This window comes from Streptomyces sp. MZ04, from assembly GCF_004684775.1.
In the GTDB taxonomy this organism is placed as follows: domain Bacteria; phylum Actinomycetota; class Actinomycetes; order Streptomycetales; family Streptomycetaceae; genus Streptomyces.
This window is the reverse complement of sequence record NZ_SRIC01000245.1, coordinates 1-12,717: the sequence shown is the minus strand read 5'-3', so window position 1 is coordinate 12,717 and position 12,717 is coordinate 1. Positions and strand designations below refer to the sequence as shown.

Here is a 12,717-nt window from a genome sequence, read left to right as displayed (position 1 = left end):
TATAAGAGACAGGGGTTGGGGAATCAGCTTGGCTCTGACGCGAAGTTCTCGTACACCGCCGGACGGCGACGGCGCAGGCGTAGCGCCAGCAGGAGGCCGAGGGCGAAGACCGCGGGGGTGACGCCCACCAGGATGGCGTTCACCAGCGGGGACGCCCCGGTGAAGACGTCGATGTGGGTGGCGACGAGGATCAGTGCCGCACTGAGCAGCAGCGTCGCCACCACCGGCGCCACCACCGTCCGCAGCACCCCTTCCTCATGGCTGATCCGCCGGAAGTAGAACGGGACCGCGATCGCCGCCAGGAGCTGGAGGGCCAGCAGGCCGATCATTCCCGGGGTGTTGACCCACAGCAGCAGCTGAGCGTACGGATCCGCGCCCGCCAGGGCGAAGGCCAGCACCACCACCGCCCCCAGCACCGTCTGCGCGGCCCCCGCAAGATAGGGCGACCGGTGGCGTGCGTGTACGCGCCCCAGCGCCTTCGGCAGCACACCCTCCTCCGCCAGCGCGAGCCCGTACCGATTGATCGCGTTGTGGAAGGCGAGCAGCGACGCGAGGACGCTCGTGACGATGAGGACGTGCATCAGATCGGCCGCCCATCCGCCGACGTACGTCGTGATCGCGGAGAAGAAGAGCCCGGCCGGGTCGGCCCCGGCCGCCTTCACGACCTCCGCGTCGCCGAAGGCCTGGATCACCGTCCAGACGACGAAGGCGTAGAAGAGTCCGAGGAACGCCACGGCGATGTACGTCGCGCGCGGCACCGTACGGTCCGGATTCCGCGCCTCCCGGCGGTAGATGACGGTCGACTCGAATCCGGTGAACGCGGCGAAGGCGAAGGCGAGCACGGCGGCGGTACCGGGGATCAGGACGTTGCCCGGAGCGAAGCCGGCCAGGCTCAGGCCCTCCCCGCCACCGCCCTTGATGAGGACTCCCCCGGCGAGCAGCACCAGGATCCCCGTCTCGGCGACGAGGAGCACGCCGAGCAGCTTCGCGCCGAAGTCGATCGAGCGGTATCCGGCGTACCAGATCAGGAGGAGTCCGGCGAGGGACACCGGCAGCCAGGGGATGTCGGCGCCGAAGAGGGCGTGGGCGGTGTCCTGGGTGGCGGTGCCGAGCAGGCCGTAGACGCCGATCTCCATGCCGTTGTAGCCGAGCATGGCGAGCAGCGCGGCGGCGATTCCTGCGGGCTTGCCCAGGCCGCGCGTGATGTACGCGTAGAAGGCGCCGCCGCTGCGGACGTGACGGCTCATGGCGGTGAACCCGACGGCGAACACGGCGAGCGTGATGCCGGCGAGGAGGTATCCGACGGGGGCGCCGATGCCGCCGAGCGCGATGGCGATGGGGGCGACGCCCGCCATGACGGTGAGCGGTGCGGCGGCCGAGACGACGAAGAAGGCGATGTCGGCGGTGCCGAGGGAGCCGGTCCTGAGGGTGGGTGCGTCCTCGACGGCTGGTCTTGGAGCGGTGGTGGACATACGGAGGGAAGCCCTTCTGCGACAGGCGGGGGCAGGGGGCGCGGCAGTGGGGAGTGGCCACCGCGAACCCGAAACCTAAAGGCTTTCGGTTTCGGCAATGTAACCTCACCGACGGGCATCCGGGAAGGCTTCACGGGGAGATCGAGAACATGGGACGGCCGCGCACACCCCTGCTCGACAGGGAGCGCATCACCACGACAGCGCTCGCCCTGGTCGACGAGAAGGGCGACTTCAGCGTCCCGCAGATCGCCAAGCGGCTCGGCGCGCAGACCGGCTCCGTCTACCACCACGTGGACGGCCGCGAGGGCATCGTCGAGCTGCTGCGGGAGCGGGTCAGCGAGGCGATCGACGCCGGGACCCTTGACCCGGACCGCCCATGGGACGAGTCGCTCGCGGCCTGGGCCCGTTCCTACCGTGCGGCGTTCGCGGCCCACCCGCGGGCCATCCTGCTCCTGATGACGTCGCCGGTGCGGGCCCCGCGCGTCCTCGACCAGTACGAGCGGGCGGTCACGCTGCTCCTGGGCGTGGGGTTCGACGTCGCGGACGTCATGCCGGTGATCGTCGCCCTGGAGAACATGGTGCTGGGCTCGGCGCTCGACCTGGCGGCGCCGGAGGCGATGTGGGAACTGCCGGACGAGACGACGACGCCGCGCCTGGCGGAGGCACTCGACGCCGCGCCGACCGGCCGCACCGATCGAGCCTTCGAACTGGCCCTCGCCGGTTTCCTCGCCCATGCGCGAGGGATGCTCGCGGCGTACCGGACGTGAGTACGGCCTTCATCGACCGCCGTCAGTAACTGCCGTTCCACACGGTGAACTTCAGCACTACGGCGCCAGAGCATGACCGCTGCGGACGTTCCATCGCCCTGTGCGGCCGCTGAGTTGGGTGGCCGTGAGCGGGCGGACGTCCAGGCGCCAGAAGGCCTCGTCGGGGGCCGACAGGGCGTGGATGAGGGCGGCACGGATCACGTCCGGCTCGGCGACGGCCACGATGTGGCCGGCCTCGCTGCTCAACGTATCGAGCCAGGTCGCGACGCGGTGGCGTACCTCGTGCAGTGATTCGCCGCCGTGGGGTGCGGCAGTTGGATCGCCGAGCCAGAGCGCGACGGCTTCCGCTTCGGCGCCTGCCACGGAGTCCAGCGTCCGTCCTCGCCAGCGGCCCATGTCGCAGGCGGCCAGGGCGGCGAGAGGTTCGGTGGGGGCAAGGCCGAGGGCGTGGGCGGTTCCGCGGCAGCGCGGGGACGGTGAGGTGTAGGTGGCGGCGGCCGGGGGGATTGAGGCGGCGGCTGCCTCGGCACGGGCGATTCCCGCCGGGTCGAGAGGACCGTCGTCGTCGAAGCGGACCTCCTTCAGAGCTTCGCTCGTGGCGGGAGAGATCAGCGTGAGACGTACGGTCATGGGTGGTTCCTCCGGAGGGCCTTCGCACGGCCGTTGACCCGCGGCACCCTATCTGCGGAAGCGTACCGGCGTGACGGGGGCGTATCGGCGTGATACAAGACTCACGCCCTTGGCCGGAGGCCCCGCGCGCGGTACGGTCACGGCGAACATTTCAACAGAACGTGACGACGGCGAGACGGAAGTCCGGTGCAAGTCCGGCACGGTCGCGCCACTGTGAGCCGCAGCGGGACCCTTTTCGAGGGTGACGCCGAGGTGAGTCAGACCCGTGGACCGTCGTCCTGCACCACCGTATGGGACGCGTGTTCCCCAAGGAGGTTTCATCATGGCCGAGGCTGTCGTCAACGCTGCCGTTTCCGCCCCTTCCGCTCCCGCACCGGCTGCTCTGCCCGTGCGGGCTGTCCTGCCCTGGGCGCTGTTCGCCGGGCTCCTCGCGCTGATCGCGCTGTACTTCGTGGGTGCCGAGCAGGGGGCCACCTCTGTGTTCGCCGGCACCGACGTGCACGAGTGGGTCCACGACGGGCGTCATCTGCTCGGCTTCCCGTGCCACTGAGAGGCGACAAGTACGTGCACGCCTCAACTGTGAGAAATCTGCTGGTCCGTGGCATGCTCGCGGGCCTGATCGCCGGACTCTTCGCCTTCGGTGTGGCCTACGCGATCGGTGAGCCGTCCGTCGACGGCTCGATCGCGGTGGAGGAGGCCCAGGCCGCCCACGAGGCGCCCCACGCGGGGCACGGCGGCGCCGCGCACGAGGAAGCCGCCGAGGAGGAGGAAGTGGTCAGCCGGTCGGTGCAGTCGACCGCCGGTCTGGCCACCGGTGTCCTGGTGTACGGGGTCGCCCTGGGCGGCATCGCGTCCCTGGCGTTCTCCTTCGCGCTGGGCCGCGTCGGCCGGTTCAGCCCGCGGGCGACCGCGGCGCTCACGGCCGCCGGCGCCTTCACCACCGTCTACCTCGTACCGTTCCTGAAGTACCCGGCGACCCCACCCGCGGTGGGCAACCCGGACACCATCTCGAAGCGCACCACGCTGTTCTTCCTGATGATCCTGCTCAGCGTGCTGCTCGGCATCGCCGCCATCATCATCGGGCGGCGCCTGGCACCGCGTCTGGGCAACTGGAACGCGACGCTCGCCGCCGGGGCGGGGTTCATCGCCGTGGTCGCTGTCGCGTTCGTGTTCCTGCCCGCGAACGACGACGCGGTCAAGGCCGGGTTCCCCGCGGCCCTGTTGTGGGAGTTCCGAGTCGCCTCACTGGCGATCCAGGCCGTGCTGTGGGCGGTCTTCGGCATCCTCTTCGGAGCCCTGGCACAGCGTCTCCTCGCCCCTCGGGCGGCCGACGCCAAGACCGAGGCCGAGCAGCCGACACCAGCCGTGGCCTGACGCACACGCGGCCCGACGTACCGGCCCCGCCCACCCCCTTGGGGTTCCGGCGGGGCTTGGTGGTTCCGGCGGGGCCTGGTGTCACGTGTACCGCTACGCCCCGTAGAAGCGCTCCTCCACCACGGCCCGCGCCCGCCGCGTGATCCTGCGGTAGTCGTCCAGCATGTCGCCCACATGCCCGGGGTCGTAGCCCAAGTACCGCCCCACGGCGGCCAGTTCGCGGCCGTCCGAGGGGAAGGTGTCGCCCGCCCGGCCGCGGACCAGCATCACCGCGTTGCGCACCCGCGTGGCAAGCACCCATGCCTCGTCGAGGATCGCCGCGTCCTCGACCGGGATCAGCTCGGCCGCGCAGGCCGCCGCCAGGGCCTCGCGCGTGCGGGTGGTGCGCAGGCCCGGCTCGGCCCAGCCCTGATCCAACTGCAGGAGCTGCACGGTCCATTCGACGTCCGAGAGGCCGCCGCGGCCCAGCTTGGTGTGCAGGGTGGGGTCGGCGCCGCGCGGCATCCGTTCGGCCTCCATGCGGGCCTTGAGGCGGCGGATCTCACGGACCGCGTCCTCGCCAAGACCCTCGGCCGGATAGCGCAGGGGGTCGATCAGGTCGATGAAGGCGCGGCCCAACTCGACGTCTCCCGCGACCGGTTCGGCCCGAAGGAGCGCCTGGGACTCCCAGACCAGGGACCAGCGGCGGTAGTAGGCCTCGTACGACTTGAGCGTACGCACCAGGGGGCCGCTCCTGCCCTCCGGACGGAGGTCGGTGTCGATGAGCAACGGCGGGTCGGAGGAGGGGAGTTGGAGGAGGCGGCTCATCTCGGCGACCACCTTGGCGGCGGCCTTGGCGGCCTCCTGCTCGTCGGCGCCCTCGCGGGGCTCGTGGACGAACAGGACGTCGGCGTCCGAGCCGTAGCCCAGTTCGTGGCCGCCGAAGCGGCCCATGCCGATGACCGTGAAACGGGTGGGCAGCTCGTCGCCCCAGCCCTCGCGGACCACCGCGCGCAGGGTGCCGGCGATCGTCGCCGCCGTCAGATCCGAGACCGCGTCGCCGACCAGGTTCACCAGCGCGCCGGGGTCGGCCTCGGCGGGGCTCTCCTCGGTGCCGTACGAGCCGATGATGTCGGCGGCGGCGGTGCGGAACAGTTCGCGGCGGCGGACTCCGCGCGCGGAGGTCACCGCCTGTTCGGCGCCGTCCGCACGGCCGACCGCCGCCAGGATCTCCTGCTCCAGGTGGGCGTGGTCGCGCGGTTCGAGGCCGCGGGCGTCACCGAGGAGGGCGACCGCCTCGGGGGCGCGCAGGAGGAGGCCGGGGGCCAGGCGACCGGCGGACAGGACACGGGCGAGGTTCTCGGCGGCCGCGCCCTCGTCCCTCAACAGCCGTAGATACCAAGGGGTCTTGCCCAGGGCGTCGGACACCTTGCGGAAGTTCAGGAGGCCCGCGTCGGGGTCGGCCGAGTCCGCGAACCAGCCGAGGAGTACCGGAAGGAGGGTGCGCTGGATCGCCGCCTTGCGGGTCACGCCGGAGGCGAGCGCCTCCAGGTGGCGCATGGCCGATGACGGGTCCGCGTAGCCGAGGGCCACCAGGCGTTCACGGGCCGCCTCCGCGCTCAACCGGATCTCGCCGGGGGCGAGTTGGGCCACCGCGTCGAGGAGCGGGCGGTAGAAGAGCTTCTCGTGCAGGCGCCGCACGACCGAGGTGTGCCGCTTCCACGCGCGGTTCAGCTCGGTGATCGGCTCCGTCCGCATGCCCAGGGAGCGGCCGATGCGCCGCAGGTCCGCGTCGTCCTCGGGGATCAGATGCGTACGCCGCAGCTTGAAGAGCTGAATGCGGTGCTCCAGGGAGCGCAGGAAACGGTAGGCGTCGTCGAGCTGGACGGCGTCAACGCGGCCCACGTAGCCGCCGGCGGCCAGCGCGCCGAGAGCCTCCAGGGTCGAGCCGCTGCGCAGCGACATGTCGCTGCGCCCGTGCACCAACTGCAGTAGCTGTACGGCGAATTCGACGTCCCGCAGACCGCCGGGGCCCAGCTTCAGCTCGCGGTCGACCTCGCCCGCCGGGATGTTCTCGACGACCCTGCGGCGCATCTTCTGCACGTCGGGGACGAAGTTGTCGCGCTCCGCGGCATGCCAGACGAGCGGCGCGAGCGTGGCGACGTACTCCTCGCCCAGCTCCAGGTCACCGGCGACCGGGCGGGCCTTGAGCAGCGCCTGGAACTCCCAGGTCTTGGCCCAGCGCTGGTAGTAGGCGAGGTGGCTGCTGAGCGTGCGCACCAGCGGCCCGTTGCGCCCCTCCGGGCGGAGGTTGGCGTCGACCGGCCAGATCGTGCCCTCGACCGTGGTCTCCGAGCAGATCCGCATCATGTGCGAGGCGAGCCGCGTGGCGGCCTGCAGCGCCTTGCCCTCGTCGGCTCCGTCGGCCGCCTCGCCCACGAAGATCACGTCGACGTCCGAGACGTAGTTCAGCTCGTGGCCGCCGCACTTGCCCATCGCGATGACCGCGAGCCTGCACTGCGCGGCGTCCGCGGGCGCCGCCGTCCTGGCCATCGCGAGCGCCGCGCGCAAGGTGGCCGTCGCCAGGTCGGCGAGCTCGGCCGCGGCCTCGGCGACGTTCGTCGTGCCGCACACGTCGCGGGCCGCGATGGCGAGCAGACAGCGGCGGTAGGAGACCCGGAGCGAGACCGGGTCGCCGGCGTCGGCGAGGCCGCGCTCGAACTCCTCGACGCCGGGGTGCAGATCGGCCGCCTCGTACGTGACCAGGGCCTGCCAGTCACCGGGGTGCCGGGCCAGATGGTCGGCAAGGGCCTCGGAGGCGCCGAGCACGCCGAGCAGCCGGTCGCGCAGCGGCTTGGCGCTGACCAGGGTGTCGAGCAGCTCGCGGCGGCTCGTCTCGTCCGGCTGCGCCTCGACGAGCCGGACCAGGCCGAGCAGCGCCAGATCGGGGTCGGCGGCCACGCCCAGGGCGTCGAGCAGCAGCGGATCGGAGCGCAGGGCGTCCAGCTCGGGGGCGCCGAGCAGCCGCTCGGCGGCCGACGGGTCGGTGAAGCCATGCCGCAGCAGCCGCGTGAACGTACTGCTTCTGCGCCCTTGCGGCACCGTCATGCGCGCCTCCGTTCGATCACTCCTCGCCCGAGCCTACGGCCTCACCGATGAGTTCCGCCCGCGTGCGCGGTCCGTACTTGGACGGGAGCATGGTGGCGTTGGCAGGAGGCGGAACATGACCGGCAGGGAACCGCGTACCGAACTGGACGCCCGGTACAGCAGCCAGGGCGCGTCCGCGACGCCGTGGCCCGACGCGCTGCGGCAACTGCGGGCGGCCGAGCTCTTCTGGATCTCGACGGTACGTCCCGACGGGCGCCCGCACGTCACCCCGCTGCCGGCGGTGTGGCTGGACGGCGCCCTGCACTTCGCGACGGGCCCCGAGGAGCGCAAGGCGAGGAACCTCGCGGCCAACCCCGAGGTGGTCCTGACCACCGGCACCAACCTCTGGGACAAGGGGCACGACCTCGTGGTGGAGGGCACCGCGGCCCGCGTCACCGACGAGGACCGACTGCGGGCCCTCGCGGCGGCGTGGGAGGAGAAGTACGGCAGCTTCTGGCACTACGAGGTGCGCGACGGCTGCTTCCACCACGGGGCCGGGCACGCGTACGTCTTCGAGGTGGCACCCCGCACCGTCTTCGGCTTCGGCAAGGGCGAGCCGTTCAGCCAGACGCGGTGGCGTTTCGAGCGCTGACAGCAGGGCCGGTCCCTGCTGTACTGCGGCCCATGGAATACACACTCGAGGTGATCCCGCTCCCCGTCAGCGACGTCGACCGGGCGAAGGAGTTCTACCGCGACAAGCTCGGCTTCCACGTGGACATCGACACGGAGGTCATGCCGGGCATGCGCATCGTCCAGCTGACCCCGCCGGGCTCGGGCTGTTCCATCGCCCTCGCCGACACGCTCTGGGAGACGATGGAAGGACCGACGCCGGCGGCGGGCTCCTACCAGGGCCTCCAACTGTGCGTCTCCGACGCGAAGGCGGCGCATGCGGAGCTGACAGCGCGGGGCTTGGACATCACCGAGCCGGTGGCTCATGCGCCGCAGGACGGCGGGACGTTCATGTACTTCAAGGACCCGGATGGCAATGGCTGGGCCATCCAGGAGTATCGCGTGCGGGCTACGACACCCCTGCGGGACGCCATCATCGCCCCGTAAGGGGCGCGAGGAACTGCGCGAGCAACCACAAAAGAGCCGCAGACGCGTCTGCTCAGCAACTCGGCAGATGCGTCTGCGGCTTTTCGTCGGCTGAGCGCGCAGTTCCCCGCGCCCCTTACGGGGCGCTACAGCACCGGCAAGTTCTTCCGAAGCTCGAAGGCGGTGACTTCGGAGCGGTACTCCTCCCACTCCTGCTTCTTGTTGCGCAGGAAGAAGTCATAGACATGCTCGCCGAGCGTCTCGGCGACCAACTCGCTGCGCTCCATCAGCGCAATCGCCTCGCCGAGATTCTGCGGCAACGGCTCGATGCCCATCGCCCGGCGCTCGCCGTCACTCAGCGCCCAGACGTCGTCGTCGGCGCCCGGCGGCAGCTCGTAGCCCTCCTCGATGCCCTTGAGGCCCGCGGCCAGCAGCACGGCGTACGTCAGATAGGGGTTGGCGCCCGAGTCGATCGAGCGGACCTCGACGCGCGCCGAGCCCGTCTTGCCGGGCTTGTACATCGGGACGCGGATGAGCGCGCTGCGGTTGTTGTGGCCCCAGCAGATGTACGACGGTGCCTCGCCGCCCGCGCCCGCCGTGCGCTCCGAGCCGCCCCAGATGCGCTTGTAGGAGTTCACCCACTGGTTGGTGACCGCGGAGATCTCGGCGGCGTGCTTCAGGAGGCCCGCGATGAAAGAGCGGCCGACCTTGGAGAGCTGGTACTCGGAGCCGGACTCGTAGAACGCGTTGCGGTCGCCCTCGAACAACGACAGGTGCGTGTGCATACCGCTGCCCGGGTGCTCGGAGAACGGCTTCGGCATGAACGTCGCCTGGACGCCCTGCTCCAGCGCGACCTGCTTCATGACCAGGCGGAAGGTCATGATGTTGTCGGCCGTGGAGAGCGCGTCCGCGTAGCGGAGGTCGATCTCCTGCTGGCCCGGCGCACCCTCGTGGTGGCTGAACTCCACCGAGATGCCCATGGATTCGAGCATCGTGATGGCCTGGCGGCGGAAGTCCATGCCCACGTTCTGCGGGGTGTGGTCGAAGTAGCCGGAGTTGTCGGCGGGGGTGGGCCGCGAGCCGTCCAGCGGCTTGTCCTTCAGGAGGAAGAACTCGATCTCGGGGTGGGTGTAGAAGGTGAACCCGAGGTCGGAGGTCTTCGCCAGGGCCCGCTTCAGGACGTAACGCGGGTCGGCGAAGGACGGGGAGCCGTCCGGCATGAGGATGTCGCAGAACATCCGGGCGGTGCCGGGGGCCTCCGCGCGCCAGGGCAGGACCTGGAAGGTCGAGGGGTCCGGCTTGGCGATCATGTCCGATTCGTACACTCGGGCGAAGCCCTCGATGGCCGAGCCGTCGAAGCCGATGCCTTCGTCGAAGGCCTGCTCCAGCTCGGCGGGTGCCACCGCGACCGATTTCAGGAAGCCGAGGACATCCGTGAACCACAGGCGTACGAACCGGATGTCGCGCTCCTCCAGAGTCCGGAGCACGAATTCCTGCTGCTTGTCCATCTTCCGCTTCCACCCATCCTTGCTGGTCAGGCCGCCTGCGCCCGCGCCGTGTTCGCGTCTGGGGACACATCGGGCACATGAGCATCCCACTCCGCGGTTTCGAGCGCGTTGCGGCCCCCGTGCCGTCGTGTACCGGACCGTGCCGCTCGCCACTCTGATTGCCGTGCTGTGCCCATAGTGCCTGCTGATCGGCGGGTCCGTAACAGCGGGCCGACCCGGATCGCCCATCCCCCTCCACCATTCCTCCTCTTCCTGGACCCGGCGGACACCGAGGCCCCGCTGCTGCTCGCCTCCGCCGGCATCGGCGTCACCCCGATGATCGCCATGCTGGAGCAGCTGGCCGCGGGCGGGCACCGCGGCCCCGTCACCGTCGTGCACGCCGACCGCTCCCCCGCCGAGCACGCGCTGCGCGCCGATCACACGGCGTACGCGGGCAAACTCCCGGACGGCGCCGCGCACTTCTTCTACGAGCGACCGGACCAGGGGCATCCCGCCGCCCTCACGGGACGCGTCGATCTGGCGGCCCTGCCCGCGATTCCGGCCGGCACGCGCGCGTACCTGTGCGGGCCGCTGCCCTTCATGCGGGCGGTACGTTCCCAGCTCATCGAGCGAGGGGTCGCCCCCGCCGACATCCGCTACGAGGTGTTCGGGCCCGACCTCTGGCTGGCGCGCGGATAGCCGAGGGGGATTGTCGAGGGGGGATTGTCGAGGGGGCGGATTGCGGAGGGGCGGATTACCGAGAGGCGGATTACCGAGGGGCGGATTGCCGAGAGGCGGATTGCCGAGAGGCGGATTGCCGAGAGGCGGATTGCCGAGAGGCGCGTCTCAGCCGTCGGCGCGGGTGGCGATGTCCAGGAGCAGCGGGCCCGTCGGTGCCGCCACGATGTCCGCCACCGTCAGCGGGTCAAGCGAGGCGAAGAACGCCTCCTGCGCGGCGCGCAGCGCGCCCCGCAGACGGCACGCCGGGCTGAGCGGGCACGGCGTCGCGCCCTCGCACTCCACCACGTCGCCCGCACCCTCGAAGGACCGCACCAGCGCGCCGACCGACGCCGTGCGGCCCGACTCGGTCAGCGAGAGCCCGCCGCCCCTGCCCCGGCGGGCATCGAGCAGGCCCATCTTCTGGAGTTCGGCGACGACCTTCGCGGCGTGCGTGTACGGCACCGCCATGTCCGCGGCCACCTCGCGCGTCGTGGGGGCCGCCCCGCCCGCCACGGCCAGGCGCATGAGGGTGCGCAGCGCCAGGTCGGTGGATCGCATGAGCCGCATGCCTCGAGCGTAGTTAATGCGCATCTGCGCTTCAAATTTTCCGGCCAGGGCTTGGACGGCCATGGCCTGGACCTGACCCGGCAGGCCCTCGGTTTCGCCGGACACCCTGTGGCAGGGCCCTTCCCTCCCCTTACGATCAGCGGACTCGTTCTCATCCGTCCCACCCGTCCCTTTCCGCAGAAGGACACATCATGGGTTCCGCCAAGAACACGAGCTCCGCCTCCCGCAAGGCCCGGATAGAGGAGATGCGCCGGGCCGAGCGCGCACGCGACCGCCGGGGCCGCGTCGTCACGATCACCCTCAGCGCAGTGGTCGTCGCGGCGCTCGCCGTGGGCGGTGTCGTCCTCTTCCAGAACGCCTCCGACGATTCCGACACGGTCGCCGACGGGAAGTCGGCGCCGAAGTTCAAGGTGACCGCGGACGGCGAAAAGGTCTGGAACGCGAAGCAGTTGGGCCGCACGCACGTCACCAAGGACGTCAGTTACGCGATGAAGCCGCCGGTGGGCGGCGACCACGACCAGGTGTGGATGAACTGCAACGGCGACGTCTACAAGGACGAACTCCCGGAGCGCAACGCCGTGCACTCCCTGGAACACGGCGCGGTCTGGGTGACGTACAACGACAAGGCGAAGCCCGCCGACCTGAAGAAGCTCGAGGCGAAGGTCAAGCAGACGCCCTACTCGCTGATGAGCCCGGTCAAGGACCAGAAGGACCCGATCATGCTCTCCGCCTGGGGCCACCAGCGCACGGTGACGGGCGCGGCCGACCCGAAGGTCAAGTCCTTCTTCTCCTCGTACGTCCAGGGCAAGCAGACCCCCGAGCCGGGGGCCGCCTGCACGGGGGGCAAGCCCCAGTGAGGCGACGCACCTGCCGGCTGGTCGGGGCCGCCGCCGCGGTGGTCGTCGCGGCCGGCGGCATCACGGCGGCGGTCGCCGCGACGGACGGCTCGGACGGGACGGACGTCCCCGCGTCCGCGTCGGCCGACGCGGGCTTCGCCCGCGACATGGCGATCCACCACCAGCAGGCCGTCGAGATGTCGTACATCGTGCGGGACCGCACCAAGAACGAGGAGATCCGGCGCCTCGCGTACGACATCGCCCAGACGCAGGCGAATCAGCGGGGCATGCTGCTCGGCTGGCTGGATCTGTGGGAGCTGCCGAAGGTGTCGGACGGCGCGCCGATGGAGTGGATGGGCATGGGCGACATGCCGCCCGGCGAGGACGGCGCGCTGATGCCGGGCATGGCGACGAACACGGAGCTGTCACGCCTCGGCAAGCTGAGCGGGCGGGCGGCGGAGGTGCGCTTCCTGCAGCTCATGATCGACCATCACAAGGGTGGCATTCACATGGCCGAGGGGTGCGTCGAGCGGTGCGAGGTCGGCGTCGAACTCCGGCTGGCCAAGGGGATGGTGGCCTCCCAGGAGTCGGAGGTCGAGCTGATGACCGACTTGCTGAAGGCGCGGGGCGCCAAGCCGTAACTTCCCCCGAGCCCGAGCCCGAGCCCGAGCCCGAGCCCGAGCCCGAGCCCGAGCCCGAGCCC

At 70.9% G+C, this 12,717-nt stretch carries 12 protein-coding genes and 1 pseudogene; 8 read left to right on the top strand and 5 right to left on the bottom strand.

Annotation, left to right across the window (positions count from 1 at the left end; all coding sequences use genetic code 11):
• Nucleotides 1-23: 23 nt before the first annotated feature.
• On the bottom strand, nucleotides 24-1,472 hold the full coding sequence (locus E2651_RS33760; RefSeq protein ID WP_135335064.1) for an APC family permease: 1,449 nt from the start codon (nucleotides 1,470-1,472) through the stop codon (nucleotides 24-26).
• Between the two features lie 149 nt (nucleotides 1,473-1,621).
• On the opposite strand from E2651_RS33760, the gene E2651_RS33755 reads away from it, so the two are divergent.
• Nucleotides 1,622-2,239, top strand: a complete 618-nt coding sequence (locus E2651_RS33755) for a TetR/AcrR family transcriptional regulator (protein WP_135335063.1) — start codon at nucleotides 1,622-1,624, stop codon at nucleotides 2,237-2,239.
• 57 nt (nucleotides 2,240-2,296) lie between these two features.
• Here E2651_RS33755 and E2651_RS33750 read toward each other — a convergent pair whose 3' ends face one another.
• On the bottom strand, nucleotides 2,297-2,869 hold the full coding sequence (locus E2651_RS33750) for a histidine phosphatase family protein (RefSeq protein WP_135335062.1): 573 nt from the start codon (nucleotides 2,867-2,869) through the stop codon (nucleotides 2,297-2,299).
• A gap of 322 nt (nucleotides 2,870-3,191) precedes the next feature.
• Here E2651_RS33750 and E2651_RS33745 point away from each other — a divergent pair, with 322 nt between their 5' ends.
• Complete coding sequence (locus E2651_RS33745) at nucleotides 3,192-3,419, top strand: CbtB-domain containing protein (RefSeq protein WP_135335061.1); 228 nt, start codon at nucleotides 3,192-3,194, stop codon at nucleotides 3,417-3,419.
• A 14-nt stretch (nucleotides 3,420-3,433) separates the two neighbouring features.
• Nucleotides 3,434-4,243 carry a CbtA family protein gene (locus tag E2651_RS33740; RefSeq protein WP_135335060.1) on the top strand — a complete coding sequence of 270 codons (810 nt, stop codon included), beginning with the start codon at nucleotides 3,434-3,436 and terminating at the stop codon, nucleotides 4,241-4,243.
• A gap of 93 nt (nucleotides 4,244-4,336) precedes the next feature.
• On the opposite strand, the gene E2651_RS33735 is transcribed toward E2651_RS33740, so the two are convergent.
• Entirely contained in the window at nucleotides 4,337-7,330 is a 2,994-nt protein-coding gene (locus E2651_RS33735) for a bifunctional [glutamine synthetase] adenylyltransferase/[glutamine synthetase]-adenylyl-L-tyrosine phosphorylase (protein ID WP_135335059.1), read from the bottom strand.
• 115 nt (nucleotides 7,331-7,445) lie between these two features.
• On the opposite strand from E2651_RS33735, the gene E2651_RS33730 reads away from it, so the two are divergent.
• Nucleotides 7,446-7,961 (top strand): pyridoxamine 5'-phosphate oxidase family protein, encoded by a 516-nt coding sequence (locus tag E2651_RS33730; RefSeq protein ID WP_135335058.1) that lies wholly within the window; start codon nucleotides 7,446-7,448, stop codon nucleotides 7,959-7,961.
• A gap of 32 nt (nucleotides 7,962-7,993) precedes the next feature.
• Nucleotides 7,994-8,425 (top strand): VOC family protein, encoded by a 432-nt coding sequence (locus tag E2651_RS33725; RefSeq protein ID WP_135335057.1) that lies wholly within the window; start codon nucleotides 7,994-7,996, stop codon nucleotides 8,423-8,425.
• A 125-nt stretch (nucleotides 8,426-8,550) separates the two neighbouring features.
• On the opposite strand, the gene E2651_RS33720 is transcribed toward E2651_RS33725, so the two are convergent.
• Complete coding sequence (locus tag E2651_RS33720) at nucleotides 8,551-9,912, bottom strand: glutamine synthetase family protein (protein ID WP_135335056.1); 1,362 nt, start codon at nucleotides 9,910-9,912, stop codon at nucleotides 8,551-8,553.
• 270 nt (nucleotides 9,913-10,182) lie between these two features.
• Between E2651_RS33720 and E2651_RS33715 the strand changes: the two are divergent.
• Nucleotides 10,183-10,590: pseudogene (locus E2651_RS33715) on the top strand (hemin transporter); the annotation flags it as partial.
• A gap of 147 nt (nucleotides 10,591-10,737) precedes the next feature.
• Here the strand turns inward: E2651_RS33715 and E2651_RS33710 are convergent.
• Entirely contained in the window at nucleotides 10,738-11,178 is a 441-nt protein-coding gene (locus tag E2651_RS33710; protein WP_135335055.1) for an Rrf2 family transcriptional regulator, read from the bottom strand.
• A gap of 191 nt (nucleotides 11,179-11,369) precedes the next feature.
• Here E2651_RS33710 and E2651_RS33705 point away from each other — a divergent pair, with 191 nt between their 5' ends.
• Together E2651_RS33705 and E2651_RS33700 are read left to right on the top strand one after the other, a co-directional pair.
• Complete coding sequence (locus E2651_RS33705) at nucleotides 11,370-12,035, top strand: DUF3105 domain-containing protein (RefSeq protein WP_135335054.1); 666 nt, start codon at nucleotides 11,370-11,372, stop codon at nucleotides 12,033-12,035.
• Nucleotides 12,032-12,655, top strand: coding sequence for a DUF305 domain-containing protein (locus E2651_RS33700; RefSeq protein WP_245239392.1), 624 nt, complete (start codon nucleotides 12,032-12,034; stop codon nucleotides 12,653-12,655). Before E2651_RS33705 ends, E2651_RS33700 begins: the two co-directional genes overlap by 4 nt.
• The last annotated feature ends 62 nt before the right edge of the window (nucleotides 12,656-12,717 follow it).

Bases quoted from the DNA above. Each gene is read 5' to 3' on its own strand.
- E2651_RS33760 (WP_135335064.1), bottom strand. From the start codon at position 1,472: ATGTCCACCACCGCTCCAAGACCAGCCGTCGAGGACGCACCCACCCTC.
- E2651_RS33755 (WP_135335063.1), top strand. From the start codon at position 1,622: ATGGGACGGCCGCGCACACCCCTGCTCGACAGGGAGCGCATCACCACG.
- E2651_RS33750 (WP_135335062.1), bottom strand. From the start codon at position 2,869: ATGACCGTACGTCTCACGCTGATCTCTCCCGCCACGAGCGAAGCTCTG.
- E2651_RS33745 (WP_135335061.1), top strand. From the start codon at position 3,192: ATGGCCGAGGCTGTCGTCAACGCTGCCGTTTCCGCCCCTTCCGCTCCC.
- E2651_RS33735 (WP_135335059.1), bottom strand. From the start codon at position 7,330: ATGACGGTGCCGCAAGGGCGCAGAAGCAGTACGTTCACGCGGCTGCTG.
- E2651_RS33730 (WP_135335058.1), top strand. From the start codon at position 7,446: ATGACCGGCAGGGAACCGCGTACCGAACTGGACGCCCGGTACAGCAGC.
- E2651_RS33725 (WP_135335057.1), top strand. From the start codon at position 7,994: ATGGAATACACACTCGAGGTGATCCCGCTCCCCGTCAGCGACGTCGAC.
- E2651_RS33720 (WP_135335056.1), bottom strand. From the start codon at position 9,912: ATGGACAAGCAGCAGGAATTCGTGCTCCGGACTCTGGAGGAGCGCGAC.
- E2651_RS33710 (WP_135335055.1), bottom strand. From the start codon at position 11,178: ATGCGGCTCATGCGATCCACCGACCTGGCGCTGCGCACCCTCATGCGC.
- E2651_RS33705 (WP_135335054.1), top strand. From the start codon at position 11,370: ATGGGTTCCGCCAAGAACACGAGCTCCGCCTCCCGCAAGGCCCGGATA.